Here is a 23,059-nt window from a genome sequence, read left to right as displayed (position 1 = left end):
CCCCGCTCCCCGCCCCTTCCGGCGTCTCGTAACCCCCTCACCCCCCTTCCGGCGTCCGCTGCCGGAGGCAAGGAGCCGATTCATCATGGCCGAGACGACCGCCCGCCGAGTCCGTCACGTCTCCCGTACCAGCGATTCCGACCGCAAGAACGCCGCCGCCGCGCTCCAGCGCGCCCTCGACCGCCGGGACAACGGCGGCTCGACCGGCCACTGAGCCCCGGCCACCTCACCCGGACGTCACCGCACAAGCCGGGAGCCGCGCCCGCTCGACGTGCGGCGCGGGGCCTCACGCCCCGCGCCGCACCTCGAAGTGGTCGATGCGCTTCCCGCTCTCGGCGAGCGCCGACACCGTGAGCCGGGGAGCCGGTCCCGCCTCCGCCTCCACGGAGAGGAAGGAGTAGCCGGTGTACCGCACCCGCGACCACTCCACGGTGTCGGGGTTCTGGTTCTTCGACTTCGTCCAGTGGTAGGTGTCCACGGACTCGCGGTCGGCGACCTTCCCCTCGTAGCTGTCCTTCACCCCTGAGGGGAAGCTGTACAGGCTCTTGCCCGCGCCGCCCGCCGTGACGTACACGATCCCGTCCCGCGTCGGATCCGTCGACTCGCCGATGGGTACGGGCCTGCCCACTCCGCCGTTCTTGATCGCGTCGGTGCGCTCGTACACGTGGTTGTGGCCGTTGATCACCAGATCCACCTGGTGCTTGGTGAACAGCGGCAGCCAGGCGTCCCGTACACCGCCGTCCGAGGCGTGGGTCGACGTCGAGTAGGCGCAGTGGTGGAAGAAGACCACGACGAAGTCGATCCCCTCGTCCTCGCGCAGTTCCTTGAGCCGCCGGTCGAGCCAGGCCGTCTGCCGGCCCTCCGAATAGCCCTTGTTGGCGGGGATCTCGTACGACACGTCGTTCGCGTCCAGTGCCACGATCCCGACGTTGCCGTACGTGAACGAGTAGACGCCCGGGGAGTTCTTGGCGTCGAAGCCGTTCTCCGGGAGCGAGAAGCGCGCCGACTGTCCGCCGTAGCCGTTCGGCGAGTACCAGGCCTCCATGTCGTGGTTGCCGGTCGTCACCATCCACGGGACCGTCCTCGCGACCGTCTCCGTCTGCTTGAGGAACAGGTCCCAGGCGGTGGGGTCGTAGATGTCCGACTCCTTGCCGTGGCCGGTCACGTCCGCGTAGCAGATGTCGCCCGCGTGCAGATGGAAGGCGGGCTCGCGGCCGAGGATCAGCTTGTCGTTGGCGAGCGCGTCCGGGGTGACGCCCTGGTCGCCGAAGGCCGTGAACACGAACTTCTCCGCACGGGCGGGCGCCGTGGTGAACGAGCCGACCGTGGAGTGCCGTTCCTTGGACGCCGGGTCGAACCCCTCGTGCCCGACGCCGTAGTAGTACGTCGTCCCGGGCCGCAGACCGTCCAGCGCCGCGTGCAGATAGAACTGGTCGAGGGCGAGCCGTACGCCTTCCAGCCCCGGGGTGTGCAGGTCACGCACCTCGGCCTCGATCCTCCGGCTCAGCTCCCAGGGCTTCAGCCCCACCCGCACGTACGGCTTCCTGACCGTGAGCGGCACCTGCCAGGAGATCCGCATCTGGGTCTTCGGGTCGGCGCCGAAGGCGAGATGACGGCCGAAGGGGGTCACGACCGCGCCGTCCACCTTTTCGGTGGGGGTGGAGCCGGCGGACAGAGGGGAGGGGGAGCGGGTCGCCGTGCCCGTCCCGGACCCCGAGCCGGAGCAGCCTGCCAGCAGTCCGCCGGCCACCGCGCCCGCGCTCACCAGGGCGCGGCGGCGGGTGAACTTCGTCCGCAGGTACTCGTACTGCTCCGCCATGCTCATCCGGCGTGCGAGCCGCGGCGGAATGCCGACGTCGGGGACGGGGGGTCCTGGGGGTGTCCCCATGGGAGGCACGGTCATGCTGGTGAACTTCCCATCGCGGGCCGACATTCGCCATACGTACAGGTGAACGGGGGCTGACGGGTTGATGCGCGGCCCCGCCCCGGACACCTTCCTGCAGCCCGGCTCCAGCCCCCCTCTGTCCGCATGACGGACGGCCCATGTCATCCCGTGGGACGGGGAGTAGGGTGCCGACATGTCTCGCAGCATCGATCTCGCAGTGATCCCCGGTGACGGCATCGGCCAGGAAGTCGTGGCCCAAGGCCTGAAGGTCCTCTCCGCCGTCCTCCCGCAGGATGTGAAGCTGGAGACCAAGGAGTTCGACTTCGGCGCCCGGCGCTACCGCGCCACCGGTGAGACCCTCACCGACGCCGACCTCGAAGCCCTGAAGCAGCACGACGCCATCCTGCTCGGCGCGATCGGCGACCCGTCGGTCCCGTCCGGCGTCCTGGAGCGCGGCTTCCTGCTGAAGCTCCGCTTCGCCTTCGACCACCACGTCAACCTGCGTCCGTCGAAGCTCCTGCCGGGTGTCGCCACCCCGCTCGCGGGCCAGCCGGAGATCGACTTCGTCGTCGTCCGCGAGGGCACCGAGGGCCCGTACACCGGCAACGGCGGCACGATCCGCAAGGGCACCCCGCACGAGGTCGCCACCGAGGTCTCCGTGAACACGGCCTTCGGTGTCGAGCGCGTCGTGCGCGACGCCTTCGCCCGCGCCCAGGCCCGCCCCCGCAAGAAGCTCACGCTGGTCCACAAGAACAACGTGCTGACCTTCGCGGGCCACCTGTGGACGAACACCTTCAACAAGGTGGCCGAGGAGTTCCCCGAGGTCACCACGGACTACATCCACGTGGACGCCGCGACGATCTACCTCGTCACGGACCCCGCGCGCTTCGACGTGATCGTCACCGACAACCTCTTCGGCGACATCATCACCGACCTCGCCGCGGCCGTCTCCGGAGGCATCGGCGTCGCCGCCTCCGGCAACATCAACCCGAGCGGCGAGTTCCCGTCCATGTTCGAGCCGGTCCACGGCTCGGCCCCCGACATCGCCGGCCAGGGCAAGGCCGACCCCAGCGCCACCGTGCTGTCCGTCGCCCTCCTGCTGCGCCACCTCGGCTACGAGACCGAGGCCGCCCGCATCGAGGACGCCGTCTCCGCCGACCTCGCGGAGCGCGGCACCACCACCCGTACCACCGAGGAGATCGGCGACGCGCTCGCCGCCCGAGTATCCGGCTGACCCGCCGGTACCACCCCAAGCCGCCGGGTCGCTTCCGCACCCGGCGGCTTTTCGTATGCCCCGCCGGGTGTCACCATCAATCCCTGGGCCGCATTCACACCGTTTCGCCCCCCTGCCGTGGCTTCCACAGCGTCCATGACAGGGGTGGTGCCCCTTTCGGCTCATCTCGCGCGATAATCGAACGCGGAGCCGCGAAATGACGACATGCTCGGACGTCCTAACACTGGCCACTGGCAGTACAGGCGTGAGCGCGGCCCGTCACACACAACCGGTGAAGGACAAACCACTCATGACGACGCCCACGATCGAGCTAAAGCCCTCCTCGTCCCCGCTGTCCGACGCGGAGCGCGAGGCGATCCTGACCAGCCCGGGATTCGGCCGCCACTTCACCGACCACATGGTGACGATCAAGTGGACGGAGGGCCGCGGCTGGCACGACGGCCAGCTCGTCCCGTACGGTCCGCTCTCCTTCGACCCCGCGACGAGCGTCCTGCACTACGCGCAGGAGATCTTCGAAGGGCTGAAGGCCTACCGGCAGCCCGACGGGTCGGTCGCCACGTTCCGCCCGGACCGCAACGCCCTGCGCTTCCAGTCGTCCGCCCGCCGGCTGGCCATGCCCGAGCTGCCCGTCGAGACCTTCGTCGAGGCCTGCGACGCGCTGATCCAGCAGGACAAGGCGTGGGTGCCGGCGCACGGCGGCGAGGAGTCGCTCTATCTGCGGCCGTTCATGATCGCCACCGAGGTCGGTCTCGGAGTGCGGCCCGCGAACGAGTACCTCTTCATCGTCATCGCGTCGCCCGCCGGCGCGTACTTCCCCGGCGGCGTGAAGCCCGTCTCCATCTGGCTGTCCGAGGACCGGGTGCGGGCCGTTCCCGGCGGGATGGGAGACGCGAAGACCGGCGGCAACTACGCCGCGTCCCTGCTCGCACAGGCGGAGGCCACGGCCAAGGGGTGCGACCAGGTCTGCTACCTCGACGCGGTCGAGCACAAGTGGGTGGAGGAACTGGGCGGCATGAACCTGTACTTCGTGTACGGGGACAGGATCGTCACGCCCACGCTCAGCGGGTCCATCCTGGAGGGCGTCACCCGCGACTCGCTCCTGTCCGTCGCCCGCGACCTCGGGTACGGGTCCGAGGAGGCGCGGATCTCCAGCGACCAGTGGAGGCGGGACGCGGAGAACGGGACGCTGACGGAGGTGTTCGCGTGCGGGACCGCGGCGGTCATCACGCCCGTCGGCACGGTGAAGAGTGCGGCCGGTGAGTGGCAGCAGAGTGGGGGCGGGCCGGGGGAGGTCACGCTGAAGCTGCGTGAGGCGCTGCTGAACATCCAGCGGGGCGTCTCGAAGGACCCCCACAACTGGATGCACCCGGTGTCCTGACCTCCACGGGGGCTCCGCCCCCGAACCCCCCGACGCGCGCGTCACCGCACGGGGGCTCCGCCCCCGCCGCCCCTACCCGGTCCCGTCCACGCATGGGGGCTGCGCCCCCTCGCCCCCTTTGCGCAGTTCCCCGCGCCCCTAGGTACCTAGGGGCGCGGGGAACTGCGCAGTCCTGTAGGCCCGCACACACCCACCGCGCGTGCACCCCCGCTTTTCAGGGGCGCGGGGAACTGCGCGACCAGCCCCCACCGGGCCCGCACCCGTCCACCCGCCGTGCGCACGCAGCTCCTGCACTTAGAGTGTCGCTCAAAAAGAGGCAAGCTTTACCGTAGGTATATCTACTCCGCAGCGGCCCCAGCGTTAGAGTGGCGCTCAATATGCGACTCACCCCCACCGAACGCGACCGCCTCCTCCTCTTCGGCGCAGCCGAACTCGCCCGCGCCCGCCGCGCCCGCGGCCTGAAGCTGAACGTCCCCGAGGCGACAGCCGTCATCGCGGACGCGGTCTGCGAGGCGGCCCGCGACGGACGGCGGCTCGCGGAAGCCATCGCCGCGGCCAGATCGGTACTGGTCCCGGACGACGTGCTCCCAGGCGTCGCGGACATCGTCACCGAGATCCACGTGGAGGCCGTCTTCGACGACGGCTCCCGCCTCGCGGTCGTCACCGACCCGATCGGCGGCGGGACGGGGCCGGCCGGCCCGGGCGCCCTGCTGCCCGCCCCCGCGCACACCGACCCCCACCCCACCCGCACGCTCACCGTCACCAACACCGCCACCGTCCCCGTCTCGGTGACCTCCCACTTCCACTTCTTCGAGGCCAACCCCCGCCTCGCCTTCGACCGCGCCGCCGCCTACGGCACCCACCTGGCCGTCCCCGCCGGAGCGTCCACCCGCTTCGCCCCGGGCGAGACCGTCGAGGTCGGCCTCCTGCCGATCGGCGGCGACCGTGTGGCGATCGGCTTCGCGGGCCTCGTGGACGGCCCGCTCGACGCCCCGGGCGCGAAGGCGGAGGCCCTGCGTAGAGCGGCGGCCTGCGGATATCTGGGAGCGACCGCCCCCGAGGGAGGGAACGCGTGAATCCGTACGAGTACGCCGCCACGCACGGCCCCCGTGCCGGCGACCGCGTCCGCCTCGGCGATTCCGGGCTGACCGTGCGCGTCGAGTCCGATTCCCAGAAGTACGGGGACGAGTTCCTCGCCGGGTTCGGCAAGACGGCCCGCGACGGACTGCACCTCAAGGCGGCGGCGGTCCGGGACACCTGTGACGTCGTGATCAGCAACGTTCTCGTGCTGGATGTGGCGCAGGGCATCCGGAAGGTGTCGATCGGCATCCGGGAGGGGCGGATCGCGGCGATCGGGCGGGCCGGTAACCCTGACACCCTCGACGGGGTGGATGTCGTCGTGGGCACCGGCACGACCATCGTCTCCGGCGAGGGCCTGATCGCCACCGCCGGAGCCGTCGACACCCATGTGCATCTGCTGTCGCCGCGCATCATGGAGGCCTCGCTCGCCTCCGGGGTGACCACGGTCATCGGTCAGGAGTTCGGCCCCGTGTGGGGCGTCGGCGTCAACTCGCCCTGGGCTCTGCGGCACGCCTTCAACGCGTTCGACGCCTGGCCGGTCAACATCGGCTTCCTGGCCCGGGGTTCGTCCTCGGACCCGGCGCCGCTCGTCGAGGCCCTCGCCGAGGGCGGCGCGTCCGGCTTCAAGGTCCACGAGGACATGGGCGCCCACACCCGCGCCCTCGACACCGCGCTGCGCGTCGCCGAGGAACACGACGTACAGGTGGCGCTGCACAGCGACGGCCTGAATGAGTGCCTGTCCGTGGAGGACACCCTGCGCGTCCTCGACGGCCGGACCATCCACGCCTTCCACATCGAGGGCTGCGGCGGCGGCCACGTACCGAACGTCCTGAAGATGGCGGGCGTACCGAACGTCATCGGCTCCTCCACCAATCCCACGCTGCCCTTCGGCCGGGACGCGGTCGCCGAGCACTACGGGATGATCGTCTCGGTCCACGACCTCAAGCCCGACCTGCCCGGCGACGCGGCGATGGCCCGCGACCGGATACGCGCGGGGACGATGGGCGCCGAGGACGTGCTGCACGATCTGGGCGCCATCGGCATCACCTCCTCGGACGCGCAGGGCATGGGCCGCGCGGGCGAGACCGTACGCCGGACCTTCGCGATGGCCGGGAAGATGAAGGCCCAGTTCGGGCCGCTGGAGGGCGACGGCCCGCACGACGACAACGCGCGCGTCCTGCGCTACCTCGCCAAACTGACGATCAACCCGGCCCTCGCGCACGGCCTCGCCCACGAGGTCGGCTCCATCGAGACCGGCAAGCTCGCCGACATCGTGCTGTGGCGCCCCGAGTTCTTCGGCGCGAAACCGCAACTCGTCCTGAAGTCCGGCTTCCCCGCGTACGGGGTCGTGGGCGACCCGAACGCGGCCACCGACACCTGCGAACCCCTGGTGCTCGGGCCGCAGTTCGGGGCGTACGGCAGCACGCCCGCCGACCTCTCGGTGGCGTTCGTCGCGCAGGCGGCACTGGACCAGGGCAACGACTTCATGCCGACCCGCCGCCGCCGGGTGGCCGTTCGCGGCACCCGCGGCATCGGCCCGGCGGACCTGCGCCTCAACTCCCGTACGGGAGACGTCGAGGTGGACCGGGACACCGGCCTGGTCACGCTCGACGGCGACCCCCTGCGCTCGGAGCCGGCCGAGTCCGTGTCACTCAACCGCCTGTACTTCCTCTGAGGATCACTCGATGACGACCGCTGCCGCCGACGGCTTCCGCATGCCCGCCGAGTGGGTCCCGCACGAGCGCACCTGGATGGCGTGGCCGGGCCCGAACTCCACCTTCGACGACCCCGCCGACCTCGCAGAGGCGTGCGCGGCCTGGGCGGCGGTGGCCCGCGCGGTACGCCGCTTCGAACCGGTCACGGTCGTGTGCGGGCCCGGCCGGTCCGCCGGGGCCCGCGCGCTGCTGGGCCCCGGCATCGACACCGTCGAGCACGACCTCGACGACGCCTGGATGCGGGACATCGGACCCACCTTCCTCGTCGGCAGCCGGGGCGGCGCGCCCGAACTCGCCGCCGTGGACTGGACGTTCAACGGCTGGGGCGCCCAGTCCTGGGCCCGCTGGGAGCACGACGCCACGATCGGGGCGTACGTGGCTGACCTCGCCGGAGCCCGTACGTACGCCTCGGCGCTCGTCAACGAGGGCGGCGCGATCCATGTCGACGGCGAGGGCACGGTGCTGCTCACCGAGACCGTGCAGCTCGGGCCCGAGCGCAACCCCGGCTGGAGCCGCGAGGAGGTCGAGGCCGAGATCCACGGCATGCTCGGCACCCGCAAGGCGATCTGGCTGCCCCGCGGCCTGACCGGCGACTACCCGGCCCCGCCCGGCGAAGGGGACCGCGGGGCCCCCGACAGCTTCGGCACCCTCGGCCACGTCGACATCGTCGCCGCCTTCGCCCGCCCCGGAGTCGTCGTCGCGCACTCCCAGCCCGACCCGGCCCACCCCGACCACGAGGTGTCGAAGGAGATCGCCGGGCTGCTGCGGTCCGCCACCGACGCGCGCGGCCGGCCCATCGAGGTCGTCGAGGTGCCCGCCCCGACCGTCCTGGAGGCCGACGGCCACTGGGCCGACTACTCGTACATCAACCACTACCTCTGCAACGGCGGAGTCGTCCTCTGCGGCTTCGACGACCCGCGCGACGAGACCGCGGCCGGGATCTTCCGGCGCCTGTTCCCCGAGCGGACGGTGACCCTGGTGGACGCACGCGCGATCTTCGCGGGCGGCGGCGGCATCCACTGCATCACCCAGCAGCAGCCGAAGGCCGACCACGCGGAGGCACGGTGACCACCCGCCGGCGCAACACCGCGCCGCCCCGCGAGGACGTCCTCGCCGCGGCCATGGGCATGATCGCCGAGCGCGGTCTGGAGAAGCTCACCATGGCGGCGCTCGGCGGCGAGGTCGGGATGAGCAGCGGCCATCTCCTCTACTACTTCCGCTCCAAGGACGAGCTGCTGCTGCGCGCCCTCGAATGGAGCGAGGGCCTCCTCGGCACCGAGCGGGGCCTGCTCCTCACCCGGGCGGCCCCGGCGCGCGAACGCCTCGACGCGTACGTCGACCTGTACGTGCCCGAGGGCCACCGCGATCCGCACTGGACCCTGTGGCTTGAGGTCTGGAACCGCTCGCAGAACGCCGACGACGACGCCCGCGACCGCCAGGCCGCGATCGAGGGGGCCTGGCACCGTGACCTGGTGGCACTGATCGCGGAGGGCGTCTCGCGCGGAGAGTTCCGGCCGGTCGACCCCGACCGCCTCGCCACCCGCCTGCGGGCCCTCCTCGACGGCTTCTCCATCCATGTGGCGATCGGTCTGCGGGGGACGGACCGGGGGCAGGTTCTCGGCCACGTACGCGAGTTCCTGGACGAGGCGCTGCGCCCGCAGGCGCCCTCGAAGGCGCCCCCGGACGCTTGAACGTACGTCCGGGTTGTACGCGATATGACGGATTGACCCCTGCCTGGCGGTGCGTTTGCATCACACGGACCGACCGCGTCACCGCAGGATCACCACAGGGGGAAAGCTTTTGTACGCCACCACGCGCACCACGCGCACCACGCTCGCCACAGCTCTCGTCGCCGCCGCGCTGACCGCGACGGCTCTGACGGGCACCGCGGCGACCGCCGCGCCCGGAGCCCCGCACGCCGCCCCGCACACCGAGCCGGTCAGCGTCACACCTGACGGAGAAGCGGGCAACGGCGCCTCGGACGACGCCGTCATCAGCCGCAACGGCCGTTACGTCGCCTTCACCTCGGACGCCGGGGACCTGGACCCGGACATCGCGCACGGGGGCATGTACCTGCGCGACCTGCGCACCGACAGGACCCGCTTCGCGGGCTTCGGCGACGTGGTGGCGGCCCTCGACAACGGCTGGCTCGCGTACTCCGCGTCCGACGACGTGTTGCTCGTCGACCTGGGCACGGGCCGGCAGGAGAAGTTCGGCATCGAGATCCCCGAGGGCTTCAGCGGGCCGCCCGGCGGGGTCTCCGTCAGCCCGAACGGCCGCTACGCGGTCTACACGCTCTACGAGACCGGCGAGGGCTCCGTCGTCTTCCTGCGCGACCGGACCGCAGGCACCACCGAGCGGATCAGCCATCCCCGGCCGACCTGGGAGCCGCGCAACGCCTTCGAGCCGACGGTCGGCGACGACGGCCGCCGCGTCGCCTACCAGTACACCTACGCCAACGGCCCGCGCGGCGACGACTGGGGGGACGTCTGGGTGTACGACCGCCGCACCGGCGAGCGTGTTCAGGCCGACCGCTCCCACGACGGCTCGGCCACCGAGAAGGAGTCGCTGCGCCCGTCCCTCAGCGGCGACGGCCGCACGGTCGTCTTCGAGTCCCGGGACACGCACCTGGTGCCGGACGACACCGACGGTGCCTGGAACGTGTTCGTGCACGACCTCACCACCGGCACCAACCGGCGTATCCACGGCACCCAGGGCGGCCCCGGCGAGGCCTACACCCGTAACCCCGCGGTGAGCCCCGACGGGCGGTACGTCACGTTCATGACGGAGGTGACGGAGGCGGGCGCGCAGTACGGCAAGGAGTGGCCCGTCTACCGGCGGGACCTGAGGAAGGGCACCACCGTCCTGGTCACGCCCGACACCACCGGCGGCACGGCCACCGCCGACGTCCTGCCGGGCGGGATCGCCGAGGGCGCCCGCCGCATTGCGTTCCGGTCCGCCGACCCCGGGCTGATCCCGGCCGGCGACACGAACGAAGGCACCGACGTGTTCGTCCGCCACCTGCGGTGACTCACCGATGATCCAGCGGTGATCAACCGAGTGCTCGCATCCTGAGACGGACGGTGAGCACGGAGGAGGTCTGTGCCAGACTGCCTCCGTGCTCTCGTTCGCCATGATTATTGGCAGCAGGCGCGCCGGTCCGCAGTGACCACCACGTACGACCAGGTACGGGTGGACACCGTCGTCTCGACCCGCGCGCAGACCTCTCGCACCCGCGAGGGGTTTTTCGCTTTTCTGGCCCACCCTCAGCCGGAGGCGAGAGCGCGAGGGACCATGTGGGGACGGCGGAGCCGGTCATTCCGGTACCGACCGAGATCTGATCCTCAGGAGCCTTGAACCATGACCGAAACCAGCGAGCTCGACGATTCGTTCCACGTCTTCGACACCACCCTGCGCGACGGCGCGCAGCGTGAGGGCATCAACCTCACCGTCGCGGACAAGCTGGCCATCGCACGGCACCTGGACGACTTCGGCGTGGGCTTCATCGAGGGCGGGTGGCCGGGTGCGAACCCGCGCGACACCGAGTTCTTCGCCCGTGCCCAGCAGGAGATCGACTTCAAGCACGCCCAGCTCGTCGCCTTCGGCGCCACCCGCCGGGCAGGCGGCAAAGCGAGCGAGGACCCGCAGGTCAGGGCACTCGTCGAGTCCGGCGCCCCCGTCGTCACACTTGTCGCCAAGTCCCACGACCGGCATGTCGAACTGGCGCTGCGCACCACCCTCGAAGAGAACCTGGAGATGGTCCGCGACACCGTCTCCCACCTGCGTTCCGAAGGCCGCCGCGTCTTCGTCGACTGCGAGCACTTCTTCGACGGCTACCGGGCGAACCCGAGTTACGCGAAAGCCGTCGTCCGGGCCGCCGCGGAAGCCGGCGCCGACGTCGTCGTCCTGTGCGACACCAACGGCGGCATGCTGCCCGCGCAGGTCCAGGCCGTCGTCGCCACCGTCCTCGCCGACACCGGGGCACGCCTCGGCATCCACGCCCAGGACGACACGGGCTGCGCCGTCGCCAACACCCTCGCCGCGGTCGACGCGGGCGCGACCCACGTCCAGTGCACGGCGAACGGCTACGGCGAGCGCGTCGGCAACTCCAACCTCTTCCCGGTCGTCGCGGCCCTGGAGCTGAAGTACGGCAAGAAGGTCCTCCCCGAAGGTGCGCTGTCCGAGATGACCCGCATCTCGCACGCGATCGCCGAGGTCGTGAACCTCACCCCGTCCACGCACCAGCCGTACGTCGGTGTCTCGGCCTTCGCCCACAAGGCGGGCCTGCACGCCTCCGCCATCAAGGTCGACCCGGACCTGTACCAGCACATCGACCCCGAACTGGTCGGCAACACCATGCGGATGCTCGTCTCCGACATGGCGGGCCGCGCCTCCATCGAGCTCAAGGGCAAGGAGCTGGGCGTCGACCTCGGCGGCGACCGCGAGCTGATCGGGCGGGTCGTGAGCCGGGTCAAGGAGCGTGAACTGCAGGGCTACACGTACGAAGCCGCCGACGCGTCCTTCGAACTCCTCCTGCGCGAGGAGGCCGAGGGCAAGGCCCGCACGTACTTCGACGTCGAGTCCTGGCGTGCCATCGTCGAGGACCGCCCCGACGGCAGCCACGCCAACGAGGCGACGGTGAAGCTCTTCGCCAAGGGCGAGCGGATCGTCGCCACGGCGGAGGGGAACGGGCCGGTCAACGCGCTCGACCGGGCGCTGCGGGTGGCCCTGGAGACCCTGTACCCCCAGCTCGCCAACCTGGAACTGGTCGACTACAAGGTCCGCATCCTGGAGGGCAAGCACGGCACGGAGTCCACGACACGCGTCCTCATCTCCACGTCGGACGGTGCGGGGGAGTGGTCGACGGTGGGCGTCGCGAAGAACGTGATCGCGGCGTCGTGGCAGGCGCTGGAGGACGCGTACACGTACGGCTTGCTGCGCGCGGGCGTCGAACCCCCGGCGTAGCCGACACGCTTCTCTCGCCCCCGCCGCCCCTACCCTTCCCGTCACTGCATGGGGGCTGCGCCCCCTCGCCCCCCTTTGTCCTCAAACGCCGGACGGGCTGAAAGGCATCTTTCAGCCCGTCCGGCGTTTGAGGACCGGGGGTTCGGGGGCTGGCCCCCGAGTCGTTGACGGGAACGGGTAGGGGCGGCGGGGGCGGAAAACCCTTGCCCACGGATTCGGCGCGAAGGGTTGACGCCCTTGCGGGGCGTCAGTTAACTCACGGCGTGATTTAAGCCCCGCGAGGTCACCCCCGTCAAAGCCTGAGCCGAGGGAAGGTCCATGCGAAGAACCGCCCTGCTCGTCTCCGCCGCCCTGCTGACCGGACTGCTGCCGTTCGCCACGGCCGCCTCCGCCGCCGGAGCGGACGATCCCGCCCCGGTCCCCGTAGACAACTTCGAGGGCGAGATCCCGTTCGCGAACCCGCCCGCTGAGGGCATCTTCACCTGGGGCAGCGACGCCGACGACCCGCCCACGCTGGAGCTCGCCGCCCGCGACGACGCACCGCAGGGCGACAAGGTCCTGGCGGGCACGTACGACATCAGCGGCTACGGAGGCTTCACCCACGACTTCGCCTTCGCGGAGCCGGCCCACGACTGGTCGGCGAGCAAGGGCATCCGCTTCTGGTGGGACGGCCGGAACAACGGCAAGAAGGTCAACTTCGAGCTGAAGGACGGCGGCGCCAACGGCGAGGCCTCCGAGCTGTGGACGACCTCCTTCACCGACGACTTCACCGGCTGGAAGCAGCTGGAGTTCCCGTTCACCGACTTCACCTACCGCACGGACTACCAGCCCGTCGGCGGCATCGACCAGATCCTCGGCCTCACCGAGATGTGGGGCTACGCGCTCACGCTCCCCGTCGGCGTCCAGGACCGGTTCGCCATGGACGGTGTCGAGTTGTACGGCAAGGCCGACCAGGCCCTGCGCGCGAACGTCGTCACGGACGCGGCCGTGTACCCGGTGAAGGAGGGCCGCCCGGCCGCCGTGAAGATCACGGTCGCCACCACCGGCTCCGCCCCGATCGAGGAGCCGGTCACCGTCGCGTACGAGACGGCCGGCGGCACCGGCGAGTCCGGCAAGGACTACACCCCGGTCAGCGGCGAGCTGACCTTCCCGGCCGGTACGGCCTCGGGAACCTCGCGGACGGTCAGCGTGGCGCCCCTGCGCGACAAGGCGGGCGAGAACGCCGAGACCGTCCCGCTGAAGCTGACGGTCACCGGCGCCAAGGCGCCCGCCGAGAACCCGCAGGTCGTGATCGACGCCCACGGACTCCCGTACCTGGACGCGAAGTTGCCGGTGAAGAAGCGGGTCGCCGACCTGCTGTCCCGGCTGTCCCTCGCGGAGAAGGCCGGCCAGATGACCCAGGCCGAGCGGGGCGCGCTGACCGCGCCGGGCGACATCGCCGCGTACGACCTGGGCTCGCTGCTCTCCGGCGGCGGTTCCACGCCGACGCCGAACACGCCCGAGGCCTGGGCGAAGATGATCGACGGCTTCCAGCTCCGGGCGCAGGCGACCCGGTTCCAGATCCCGCTCATCTACGGCGTGGACGCCGTGCACGGTCACAACAACCTCGTCGGCGCCACGATCCTGCCGCACAACATCGGCATCGGCGCCACGCGCGATCCCCAAGTCGCCCACGACGCGGGCAAGGTGACCGCCGCCGAGGTCCGCGCCACCGGTATCCCGTGGGACTTCGCGCCCTGCCTGTGCGTGGCGCGCGACGAACGCTGGGGCCGTACGTACGAGTCGTTCGGTGAGGACCCGGCCCTCGTCGAGTCCATGGAGACCGTCATCCAGGGCCTGCAAGGGGCCGCCAGCGGCAAGGACTTGAAGCGCAACGACAAGGTCCTCGCCACCGCCAAGCACTTCGTCGGCGACGGCGGCACCGAGTTCGGCTCGTCCACGACCGGCTCGTACACGATCGACCAGGGCGTCACCAAGGTCACCCGGCAGGAGCTGGAGGCCGTCCATCTGGCCCCCTACCAGGACGCGGTGGACCGGGGCGTCGGCACGTTCATGCCGTCGTACTCCTCGCTGGACATCCTCGGTGACGGCAAGGGCGCGGTGAAGATGCACGCCCGCGCCGACATGCTCAACGGAGTCCTCAAGGACCGCATGGGCTTCGACGGCTTCGTGATCAGCGACTGGCAGGCCATCGACCAGATCCCCGGCGACTACGCGAGCGACGTCCGTACGTCGATCAACGCCGGCCTCGACATGATCATGGTCCCGTACGCGTACAAGGACTTCCACGCCACGCTCCTCGACGAGGTGCGGGCCGGGCGCGTGAGCGAGAAGCGGATCGACGACGCCGTGTCACGCATCCTCACGCAGAAGTTCAAGCTGGGCCTCTTCGAGAAGCCGTACGCCGACACGAGCGGCGCCTCGGCGATCGGCTCCGCCAAGCACCGGGCCGTGGCCCGCGAGGCCGCCGCCGAGTCGCAGGTCCTGCTGAAGAACGCGGGCGGTGTGCTGCCGCTGAAGAAGTCCCAGAAGGTGTACGTAGCCGGGTCCAACGCCGACGACATCGGCAACCAGACCGGTGGCTGGACCATCACCTGGCAGGGCTCGTCCGGGGACATCACCGACGGGACGACCATCCTGGAGGGCATCCGGAAGGCCGGTGGCAGCTCGGTCACCTACTCCAAGGACGCCTCGGCCCCGACCGCCGGCAGTGACGTGGGTGTCGTGGTCGTCGGCGAGACCCCGTACGCGGAGGGCGTCGGTGACGTCGGCAACGGCAACGACCTGGCGCTGTCCGCGGCGGACAAGGCCGCCGTCGACACGGTGTGCGCCGCCATGAAGTGCGCGGTGCTCGTCGTCTCCGGCCGGCCGCAGCTCATCGGCGACCAGCTCGGTGACATCGACGCGCTCGTCGCGTCCTGGCTGCCGGGCACGGAGGGCGACGGGGTCGCGGACGTGCTGTACGGGAAGCGCGCGTTCAGCGGGCAGCTGCCCGTGACCTGGCCGAAGTCCGAGGCGCAGTTGCCGATCAACGTCGGCGACCCGGCGTACGACCCGCAGTTCCCGTACGGGTGGGGGCTGACGACGCTCACGAAGGTGCCGGCGGGTGGCGCGGCCACGTTGAAGGCGCTCGCCGTCGCGGCCTCGCTCGCCGAGCGCGCCGGGGCCGAGGAGGCGGGACGGGCGGTTGTCGGCAAGGCGCGGCTGCTCGTCCAGCAGAAGGTCGGGCAGGGGATCACCTCGGCTGTGGCCAAGCCGTTCGCTGATGCGGATCATCTGTTGCTGACCGGGAAGTACGCACAGGCTGTGGCGAAGCTTGCGGCTGCGTATGCGGCGGCCTGACTCGGCCTGACGGCCATCGGGCCCGCGATGTTCTTCGTCTGCGGGCCCGGTGGGGGCCGGTCGCGCCCACGCGGCGGAGCCGCATATGGACACAGCCCCGCGCCCCTGGAAGCACGTAGGTCCGCGGCCCCGGTGCCAGGAGGTGTGGGCCGCCGAATTGCGGCCGTCAGGAGTAGGTTCGGGGTATGACGGGCGTACTGGCACGAGGACTGGCCGTTTTCCTGATCGCGTTCGCGGCGCTGGGCGTCGGGGGCATCCGTGCCCACGCCGCCACGGACGCCACCGGCGTCTCAGCCGTCGCGGACGCGCTGCGTGAGCGTCCCGTGTACGTCGATCCGTCCATGGCCCGGGTCCTGTCCGACGCGGACGCCGACGCCCTGGCCGCGAAGATCGAGAAGGCGGACAAGCCGCTGTTCGTCGCCGTCCTCCCCGGGGACTTCCCCACGGAGAACCTCTTCCAGAACCTGCGTACGGACACCGGTGTCACGGGCCTGTACGCGATCCGGCTCGGCTCCCGGTTCGACGCGAAGGCCGACTCCTCCGTCATGCCGAACACCGCCGTGCGCAACCTGGTCACCAGCGTCCGCGGCGAGGACGCCCTGACCCAGCTGAACCACTTCACCGACCGGGCCCTCGCCAACGTCGGCGGCTCCGCGCCCGGCAGCTGGAGCGAGGGCGAGGGCGGCGGTGTCGACACCGGTGCCCTGATCGGCGTCGGCGCGGTCGTCGTGGCGACCGGCGCGGGCGCGTACGCCCTCATGCGGCGCAACCGTCGCCGCAAGGAGGCGGAGCGGCGGGCCGCGCTCGACCGGCTGCGCGTCGTCGTGGACGAGGACATCACCGCCTTCGGCGAGGAACTCGACCGGCTCGACTTCCACCCCGCCGAGGCCGGCGCGGACGACGCGATGCGCGCCGACTACGAGCGCTCCCTCGACGCGTACGACAAGGCGAAGTCCTTCATGGCCGCGGCCACCCGCCCCGAGGACGTGCGGGGGGTCACCGAGGCGCTGGAGGACGGGCGCTTCTCGCTGGCCGTGCTCGCCGCGCGCCGCGAGGGCAAGCCGGTTCCCGAGCGCCGGGCGCCCTGCTTCTTCGACCCGCGCCACGGGCCTTCGGTCGCCGACGCCGCCTGGACGCCGGCGGGCGGAGCGGCCCGCGAGGTGCCCGTCTGTGCCGCCGACCAGGTCCGGCTGGCCGAGGGCACCGACCCGGCCGTACGCGAGGTCGACACGGAGTACGGGCGGCGGCCCTACTGGGACGCGGGCCCCGCGTACGGCCCCTGGGCGGGCGGCTACTTCGGCGGCGGCATCCTGCCCGGCCTTCTCGTCGGCACGGTGCTCGGCTCGATGATGGCGGGCCCGGCGTACGCGGCGGACTACGGCTCCGGTTACGGGGACTTCGGCGGTGGCGGATACGAGGGCGGGGACGTGTCCGGGGCCGACTTCGACTCCAACGACTTCGGCGGGGGCTTCGACGGCGGCGGTGGCGGGGACTTCGGGGGCGGGGGCGGCAGCGACTTCGGCGGGGGATTCTGACCCTCTGATCCACGGGGCGGGCGCCGGTACGCACACGGGCCCGGCGCGGTTCGGCGCCGGGCCCGCGTGCGGCGTACCGCATGCGTGGGTCCGCGTGCGTCTGCGTGGGTCGGGTGGGTCCGTGTGGGTCAGAGAGTCGCCGCCGCCGAGGCGATCGCGGAGGAGAAGGTCGAGACCTCGCTGTAGACGCCGGGGGCGTTCGCGCGGGCGCAGCCTATGCCCCAGCTGACGATGCCGACCTGGATCCAGGCGCCGGCGTTGTCCTTGCGGAACATCGGGCCGCCGGAGTCGCCCTGACAGGTGTCCACACCGCCGGCGGCGTAACCGGCGCAGATCTCGTCACTCGCGACGAGGCCGCTGTAACCGCTGTAGGTGCGGCAGGTGGCGTCGCTGATGAACGGCACGCTCGCCTTGAGCATGTAGCGCTGCTGGGCGCCGCCCTCGGTGGCCGAACCCCAGCCGGCGACGGTGAAGGTGCCCGAGTTGTACGCCGTGGTGGTGGCGATCGGCAGCGTCGGCAGGTTGATGGGCGTGGCGAGCTTGATGAGCGCCCAGTCCTTGCCGTTGCCGTTGTAGCCGGGGGCCCGGTAGATCTTGGTGGACCTGACCTGGACCCGGCCGGAGGTGGACTGGAGGTCCACGACTCCGGCGGTGGCGGTGATGCTCGTGTTGTTGCCGGTGGCGCCCACGCAGTGCGCGGCGGTGAGCACGATCTGCTGGGTGTAGAGCGCGCCGCCGCAGCCCATGGAGAGCCGGACCATGAAGGGGAACTCGCCCTGCGCGGCACGGGTTCCGCCGACGACGGGCGCCGGGGCGGCCTGTGCGGTGGAGAGGGGCTGGAGGCTGACCACCGCGAGGGTGGCGGCGGCCGCGACCGCGCATCTCTTGAGTGTCCTGAGGAGGTTCTTCAACGCGATGCCTTCCGTGGGGGGTGGAAGTGACAGGCGCATGCCAAGTCCGGCGAAAGAAATCCCGTTGGACTCGTCATGAGCCGGTCAATTTCTGTTGAAGGATTATGGGAACGCTGTGAGCACCGCCACAAGGGGTGAAAACCAGCCGTTCGCGTCCGGGCCGTCGTCAGGGGTGGTCCGGCAGGGCCAGCCATTCCTTCCACGACAGGTCCCGGCCGATGAACCGGGGCCGTTCGAAGGGCCATGCCTCGGCGATCCACCGCGGCACGAAGGCGTCCAGGTCGTGCTCCAGCGGGGTCCCCACCTGCTCGTCCACGACCCACCAGGAGATCTCGGCGTCGGCGCCGGCCTTCTCCGGCGGGTCGATGTACACGCACCCGTACTCGGTGGTCTCCGCCTCGTCGAACAGCACGTAGTTGAAGGACTCGTGCGCCTCGATCTCGGCCGCGTGCCGTTCCAGGTCCGCCTTGTTGGCCTCGTACGTGATCGTGTCGGCGGGCCAGCCCCAGGCCTCCCCGAAGATCGACCACAGCCGGTCCCTGGAGCCCATCACCGCCGGGTAGTCGATCGCGGCGTCGTCACCGGAGATCGGCCGCAGGTGTAGCCCTCCGGGCAGGGTGGCGTGGAGGGGGTGGGCGAAGTCGGTGGGCAGCCATGTCATGGCCGGAGATTAACGCGCGGGTCGGCGGGGCCGCACCGGTATATCCGCGGCAGCGTCCCCGGCACCCCGTCACCGCCCAGGGGCTCCGCCCCGAACCCCCGGTGCGCAGTTCCCCGCGCCCCTGGGGGGTGGGGGTCGGGGTCCGTTTTGGGCGCGCCACTTGATTGCGCGGTTCCCCGCGCCCCTGGGGTGATTGGGGTCGAGGCCCGTTTTTGGGCGCGCCAACCGATCGTGCGGCTCCCCGCGCCCCCATGGGGCCCGCACAGCCGAGCGCCCGCCTTCCGCTCACAGGGAGTCGGAGGGCGGGCGTACTCGGGCACCCCCAGGGGCGCGGGGAACTGCGCAACGGGGGTCTAGGGGGCGGAGCCCCCAGGCGGTGACGGACGCGGGCCGCCGGGCGGAACCCGGGTATCCGGTGGCCCGCCACCTGACTCAGGCGGCGTTCTTGATCGCCGAGATGTCGAACGTCAGCTTGATCTTGTCGGACACCAGCACCCCACCGGTCTCCAGCGCCGCGTTCCACGTGAGGCCCCACTGCGAGCGCAGAATCTCGGCCTTGCCCTCGAAACCGACGCGCTCGTTGCCGAACGGGTCCTTCGCCGCGCCGTTGAACTCCAGGTCGATGGAGAGCGGCTTGGTGGTGCCGAGGATCGTCAGGTCACCGGTGATGCGGTAGTCGTCGCCGCCGAGCGCCTCGGCCGCGGTGGACCGGAAGGTCATCGTGGGGAACTCCTCGGTCTTGAAGAAGTCCGCGCTTTTCAGGTGTCCGTCACGGTCGTCGGAGCCGGTGCTGATGCTGTCCATCTTGACGTCGATGGTCGCGGTCGACAGCGACGGGTCGGCGCCGTCGAGGTGCAGGCTGCCGGTGAAGTCCTGGAAGCCGCCCTTGACGTTCGTGACCATGGCGTGGCGCGCCACGAAACCGATCGTCGAGTGCGCCGGGTCGATCGTGTAGTCGCCGGTCAGAGCGGCGAGGTCGGGGCTCACGGCGGCGGGCGTCGCGGTTGCGGTGTCGGTGTCCTTGCGGCCGAAGATTCCCATGACTGGCTCCTTGGGGGACGAGCTCCGGCCCTGTGCCGAAGCTGTTTAACGTTCAACTAGAGCGACCATAGACCTATTCCCTACGGGTTTCAACTGTGGTCGCGGCGTGTTGCCCCGGTTACACCCGGTTGCCATTGGTCTACTCCTAAGGTGGTCCGCCGCCCCACTGGTGGACACGTGTAGACCTCGGGCACGATCGCCTTGCTCCACCGCACAGCCGCCCCAAGTCCCGCAGCAGGCACGGTCGTCCGCAGGAAGGCCCCCCATGAAGCTCCGTTCCGCCCTGACCGCCCTCACCCTCCTCGCCGCCCCGGCCGCCGTCGTGCTCGGCGGCGCGACGGGGGCCATCGCCGCTCCCTCCACCGCTCCCTCCAACGGTGCCGCCGCCGTCGCGGTCACGAAGATCAGCCACGCCACGGCGACCTCGATGTTCAGCCGGTCCGGTATCACCTGGTCGTCCTCCGGCGGCTGCTCGGACCGCGACAACCCCACCTGTACGTCCTTCACCCAGCTGAACCTCGCGACCGCCGAGGGCGCCCAGACCCTGAAGAGCGCCACCGGCTGCGCCCTGAACATCACCGGCGGCACCGAGACGGGCCACGCGAGCGGCACGTACTCCCACTGGAACGGCTACAAGCTCGACTACGCCAAGAGCACCTGCGTCACGAACTACATCAAGAACACGTTCACCTACATCGGCCCGCGCGGCGACGGAGCCCTTCAGTACCAGTCGGGCTCGGGGAACATCTACGCGGACGAGGGCAACCACTGGGACGTCCTCTACTACAACTGCGGCGGCTGCTAGAAGATGATCTCCACCAGACGTACGTTCCTGCTGGCGGCGGCGCTCGCACCGGCCGTCCCGCTCCTGGCGTCCGCCCCCTTCGCCCCCGTCGCCCACGCGGCCGATGACGACCCCTACGACACGCTCCGCCGCCGCTGGCTGGAGATCGCCCTCGGCGCGGGCTACGACCCGGCCACCGAGCCGTACGCGTCCCGCCTCGCCGAGACGGGTGAACTGGCCCGCGGATTCCGGGCGTCCATGGCGCCGACGGTGAACTCGCTGTGGCCCGGCTACCCGTACGACCCGCCCGCCGGCATCACCCAGGCCTACAGCAGGCTGTGGACGATGACGCAGGCGTACGTCCAGGAGGGCACCGGGTCCACCGGCGACGCGGGCCTGCTCGCGGACGTCCTGCGCGGCCTCGACCACCTCTCCGCCACCGTCTACAACCCCTCCACCACTCGTTACGGCAACTGGTGGGAGTGGCAGATCGGCAGCCCCCGCCTCCTCATGGACATCGTGGCCGCACTGTACGGCGAGCTGTCGGACGCGCAGGTCGCCGCCGCCTGCGCCGCCGTCGACCACTTCGTCCCGGACAGCATGCTCGGCGACTACACGGGCACCTCGACCGGCGCCAACCGCGTCGACCTGTGCCGCTCCGTCGCCCTGCGCGGCATCCTCGGCCGCGCCCCCGAGAAGATCGCGCTCGCCCGGGACGCGCTCTCCCCGGTCTTCCCGTACGTCACGAAGGGGGACGGGCTCTACGCCGACGGGTCGTTCGTCCAGCACACCTGGGTCGCGTACTCGGGAACGTACGGGCAGGTCATGCTCGACGGGCTCGGGCGGCTCTTCGCGCTGCTCGCCGGGTCGCCGTGGGAAGTGACCGATCCCGGCCGGCAGATCATCCTCGACAGCGTGGAGCAGGCGTACGCGCCGCTGATCCACGACGGGCTGATGATGGACAGCGTCAACGGCCGTGCCATCAGCCGGGGTTACCTCAAGAGCGACGACCGGCAGGTCATGCGCAGCGACCACTTCCACGGGCAGGCGCTGATCGCCGCGATCACCCTCCTCGCCCAGGGCGCGAGCGCCGCGGAACGCGAGCGCTGGCAGGGGAGGATCAAGGGCTGGATCGAGCGGGACACGGTCACACCGATCCTGACGGCCCGGCAGTTCGGGGTCGCGGACCTGGCCCGGCTGCACGCCGTCGCCGACTCGGCCCTCCCGGCCGCGCCCGAACCGGCCGGCCACCACCTCTTCGCGGCCATGGACCGGGCGGTCCACCGGGGCTCCGGCACCGGTTCCGGGAAGGGCGCGGGCTTCACCGCGAACATCTCCATGGCGAGCGAGCGGATCGCGTACTACGAGTGCGGCAACGGCGAGAACCCGCGCGGCTGGCACACGGGTGCCGGAATGCTCTACTGGTGGGCCGACGGGAGCCGGTCCGGTCCATCGGGCGGGTCCGGTCAGTACACGGACTGGTACTGGCCGACCGTCGACTGGTACCGGCTGCCCGGGACGACCGTGTCCACCAAGCGGCTCGCCGACCGGGCCGGCGGTGAGTGGGGCGAGCCCAAGCCTCCGCCGCGCTGGGTCGGCGGCACGACGGACGGGGAGTTCGCGGCCGTCGGGCAGCACTTGCTGGGCCTCGGCTCGACCCTCCAGGCCCGTAAGTCGTGGTTCTGCCTCGACGACGCGATCGTCTGCCTCGGCGCGGGCATCACCGCCACGGACGGCGTCCCGGTCGAGACGGTCGTCGACAACAGGAACCTGGGGGAGGGCGGCACCCAGGCCTTCGTACGAGGTCCGGGCTGGGCCCACCTGGAGGGCCACGGCGGCTGGGTCGTCCTGGCGGGACCCGCCCTGCGCACCCTCCGCGAGGACCGCACCGGCGCCTGGTCCGACATCAACACCACCTCCACCACCGAACGCCGCACCCGCCGCTGGCAGACGCTGTGGCTCGACCACGGCACCGACCCGGTGGACGCCTCGTACGCGTACGTCGTGCTGCCCGGGGCCTCGCGCCGTACGGTCGCCGCCCGCGCCGCCGACCGGCACCGGCTGTCGGTCCTCGCCAACGACTCCGGCCGCCAGGCGGTCTCCGTACCGGCGCTGGGGCTCCTCGCGGCGAACTTCTGGCGCCCGGGAACGGCCGGTCCGCTCACCGTCACGGCCCCCGCGAGCGTGCTCGTACGCCGCCGGGGCAGGACCGCGACCCTCTGCGTGAGCGAGCCACCGCGGACCGGAGAGGCCCTGGAGGTGCTCTGGGACCGTCCCGTACGCGGGGTCGTGCGCGCGGATCCGGGCATCGAGGTACTCGCGACGGGACGCCGGCTCAGGCTGCGCGTCACTCCAGGGAAGGTATGCGCATCGATGGAGTGTGAGGTGACTCTCAGCTGAGCGCTTTGTGCGACCCCTACAAGCCAGAGGGCCCCTGAGCAGTCGGATCGCCTGCATGCGGGCAGGGTTCTGTTCAGGGCTACCAGTAAAACGGGCCGGAGACTGTACAGAGTCGACGGCCCGCTTTC

The 23,059-nt window shown here is 71.1% G+C and carries 17 protein-coding genes; 13 read left to right on the top strand and 4 right to left on the bottom strand.

Annotated elements, in window-relative coordinates; all coding sequences use genetic code 11:
• Positions 1-85: 85 nt before the first annotated feature.
• Positions 86-214, top strand: coding sequence for a hypothetical protein (locus C6Y14_RS45645; protein ID WP_107021965.1), 129 nt, complete (start codon positions 86-88; stop codon positions 212-214).
• A gap of 72 nt (positions 215-286) precedes the next feature.
• On the opposite strand, the gene C6Y14_RS40680 is transcribed toward C6Y14_RS45645, so the two are convergent.
• Positions 287-1,903 carry a purple acid phosphatase family protein gene (locus C6Y14_RS40680; protein WP_225891527.1) on the bottom strand — a complete coding sequence of 539 codons (1,617 nt, stop codon included), beginning with the start codon at positions 1,901-1,903 and terminating at the stop codon, positions 287-289.
• A gap of 175 nt (positions 1,904-2,078) precedes the next feature.
• Here C6Y14_RS40680 and C6Y14_RS40675 point away from each other — a divergent pair, with 175 nt between their 5' ends.
• The 10 genes from C6Y14_RS40675 to C6Y14_RS40625 all read left to right on the top strand — a co-directional run bounded on the left by C6Y14_RS40675 (position 2,079) and on the right by C6Y14_RS40625 (position 17,134).
• Entirely contained in the window at positions 2,079-3,119 is a 1,041-nt protein-coding gene (locus C6Y14_RS40675) for a 3-isopropylmalate dehydrogenase (RefSeq protein WP_107021963.1), read from the top strand.
• Positions 3,120-3,408: 289 nt separating this feature from the next.
• On the top strand, positions 3,409-4,497 hold the full coding sequence (locus C6Y14_RS40670) for a branched-chain amino acid aminotransferase (protein ID WP_107021962.1): 1,089 nt from the start codon (positions 3,409-3,411) through the stop codon (positions 4,495-4,497).
• Positions 4,498-4,874: 377 nt separating this feature from the next.
• Positions 4,875-5,573 carry an urease subunit gamma gene (gene ureA, locus C6Y14_RS40665; RefSeq protein ID WP_107021961.1) on the top strand — a complete coding sequence of 233 codons (699 nt, stop codon included), beginning with the start codon at positions 4,875-4,877 and terminating at the stop codon, positions 5,571-5,573.
• Positions 5,570-7,252, top strand: coding sequence for an urease subunit alpha (locus tag C6Y14_RS40660; RefSeq protein WP_107021960.1), 1,683 nt, complete (start codon positions 5,570-5,572; stop codon positions 7,250-7,252). The genes ureA and C6Y14_RS40660 overlap by 4 nt, the downstream gene beginning before the upstream one ends.
• Before the next feature lie 10 nt (positions 7,253-7,262).
• Positions 7,263-8,360 carry an agmatine deiminase family protein gene (locus C6Y14_RS40655; protein WP_107021959.1) on the top strand — a complete coding sequence of 366 codons (1,098 nt, stop codon included), beginning with the start codon at positions 7,263-7,265 and terminating at the stop codon, positions 8,358-8,360.
• Positions 8,361-8,413: 53 nt separating this feature from the next.
• The gene (locus tag C6Y14_RS40650; protein ID WP_107021976.1) at positions 8,414-8,983 is read left to right on the top strand and encodes a TetR/AcrR family transcriptional regulator; all 570 of its coding nucleotides are present in this window, start codon (positions 8,414-8,416) and stop codon (positions 8,981-8,983) included.
• A 109-nt stretch (positions 8,984-9,092) separates the two neighbouring features.
• Positions 9,093-10,322, top strand: a complete 1,230-nt coding sequence (locus C6Y14_RS40645) for a TolB-like translocation protein (RefSeq protein ID WP_107021958.1) — start codon at positions 9,093-9,095, stop codon at positions 10,320-10,322.
• A gap of 330 nt (positions 10,323-10,652) precedes the next feature.
• Entirely contained in the window at positions 10,653-12,257 is a 1,605-nt protein-coding gene (gene cimA / locus C6Y14_RS40635) for a citramalate synthase (RefSeq protein ID WP_107021957.1), read from the top strand.
• A 318-nt stretch (positions 12,258-12,575) separates the two neighbouring features.
• Complete coding sequence (locus C6Y14_RS40630) at positions 12,576-15,599, top strand: glycoside hydrolase family 3 protein (protein WP_107021956.1); 3,024 nt, start codon at positions 12,576-12,578, stop codon at positions 15,597-15,599.
• Positions 15,600-15,784: 185 nt separating this feature from the next.
• Positions 15,785-17,134, top strand: a complete 1,350-nt coding sequence (locus C6Y14_RS40625; RefSeq protein WP_107021955.1) for a hypothetical protein — start codon at positions 15,785-15,787, stop codon at positions 17,132-17,134.
• A 128-nt stretch (positions 17,135-17,262) separates the two neighbouring features.
• Here the strand turns inward: C6Y14_RS40625 and C6Y14_RS40620 are convergent, their stop codons facing one another.
• The 3 genes from C6Y14_RS40620 to C6Y14_RS40610 all read right to left on the bottom strand — a co-directional run bounded on the left by C6Y14_RS40620 (position 17,263) and on the right by C6Y14_RS40610 (position 19,747).
• The gene (locus tag C6Y14_RS40620; RefSeq protein ID WP_107021954.1) at positions 17,263-18,045 is read right to left on the bottom strand and encodes a serine protease; all 783 of its coding nucleotides are present in this window, start codon (positions 18,043-18,045) and stop codon (positions 17,263-17,265) included.
• 166 nt (positions 18,046-18,211) lie between these two features.
• Positions 18,212-18,706: a GNAT family N-acetyltransferase gene (locus C6Y14_RS40615; protein ID WP_107021953.1), complete on the bottom strand. Its 495-nt coding sequence runs from the start codon at positions 18,704-18,706 to the stop codon at positions 18,212-18,214.
• 432 nt (positions 18,707-19,138) lie between these two features.
• On the bottom strand, positions 19,139-19,747 hold the full coding sequence (locus C6Y14_RS40610; RefSeq protein ID WP_107021952.1) for a YceI family protein: 609 nt from the start codon (positions 19,745-19,747) through the stop codon (positions 19,139-19,141).
• 265 nt (positions 19,748-20,012) lie between these two features.
• Between C6Y14_RS40610 and C6Y14_RS40605 the strand changes: the two genes are divergently transcribed.
• Positions 20,013-20,552, top strand: coding sequence for a hypothetical protein (locus tag C6Y14_RS40605; protein ID WP_107021951.1), 540 nt, complete (start codon positions 20,013-20,015; stop codon positions 20,550-20,552).
• Positions 20,553-20,555: 3 nt separating this feature from the next.
• Positions 20,556-22,931, top strand: a complete 2,376-nt coding sequence (locus C6Y14_RS40600; protein ID WP_107021950.1) for a polysaccharide lyase 8 family protein — start codon at positions 20,556-20,558, stop codon at positions 22,929-22,931.
• Positions 22,932-23,059: the final 128 nt, after the last annotated feature.

The sequence above is a fragment of the Streptomyces dioscori genome, from assembly GCF_003024195.1.
Taxonomy (GTDB): domain Bacteria; phylum Actinomycetota; class Actinomycetes; order Streptomycetales; family Streptomycetaceae; genus Streptomyces; species Streptomyces dioscori.
The sequence above is the reverse complement of the archived record's forward strand: the minus strand, read 5'-3'. Positions and strand labels throughout refer to the sequence as shown.

Excerpts from the sequence above, each read along its gene's own strand:
- C6Y14_RS45645 (WP_107021965.1), top strand. The coding sequence starts at position 86 with ATGGCCGAGACGACCGCCCGCCGAGTCCGTCACGTCTCCCGTACCAGC.
- C6Y14_RS40680 (WP_225891527.1), bottom strand. The coding sequence starts at position 1,903 with ATGACCGTGCCTCCCATGGGGACACCCCCAGGACCCCCCGTCCCCGAC.
- C6Y14_RS40675 (WP_107021963.1), top strand. The coding sequence starts at position 2,079 with ATGTCTCGCAGCATCGATCTCGCAGTGATCCCCGGTGACGGCATCGGC.
- C6Y14_RS40670 (WP_107021962.1), top strand. The coding sequence starts at position 3,409 with ATGACGACGCCCACGATCGAGCTAAAGCCCTCCTCGTCCCCGCTGTCC.
- ureA (WP_107021961.1), top strand. The coding sequence starts at position 4,875 with ATGCGACTCACCCCCACCGAACGCGACCGCCTCCTCCTCTTCGGCGCA.
- C6Y14_RS40655 (WP_107021959.1), top strand. The coding sequence starts at position 7,263 with ATGACGACCGCTGCCGCCGACGGCTTCCGCATGCCCGCCGAGTGGGTC.
- C6Y14_RS40650 (WP_107021976.1), top strand. The coding sequence starts at position 8,414 with ATGGGCATGATCGCCGAGCGCGGTCTGGAGAAGCTCACCATGGCGGCG.
- cimA (WP_107021957.1), top strand. The coding sequence starts at position 10,653 with ATGACCGAAACCAGCGAGCTCGACGATTCGTTCCACGTCTTCGACACC.
- C6Y14_RS40630 (WP_107021956.1), top strand. The coding sequence starts at position 12,576 with ATGCGAAGAACCGCCCTGCTCGTCTCCGCCGCCCTGCTGACCGGACTG.
- C6Y14_RS40625 (WP_107021955.1), top strand. The coding sequence starts at position 15,785 with ATGACGGGCGTACTGGCACGAGGACTGGCCGTTTTCCTGATCGCGTTC.
- C6Y14_RS40615 (WP_107021953.1), bottom strand. The coding sequence starts at position 18,706 with ATGACATGGCTGCCCACCGACTTCGCCCACCCCCTCCACGCCACCCTG.
- C6Y14_RS40610 (WP_107021952.1), bottom strand. The coding sequence starts at position 19,747 with ATGGGAATCTTCGGCCGCAAGGACACCGACACCGCAACCGCGACGCCC.
- C6Y14_RS40605 (WP_107021951.1), top strand. The coding sequence starts at position 20,013 with ATGAAGCTCCGTTCCGCCCTGACCGCCCTCACCCTCCTCGCCGCCCCG.
- C6Y14_RS40600 (WP_107021950.1), top strand. The coding sequence starts at position 20,556 with ATGATCTCCACCAGACGTACGTTCCTGCTGGCGGCGGCGCTCGCACCG.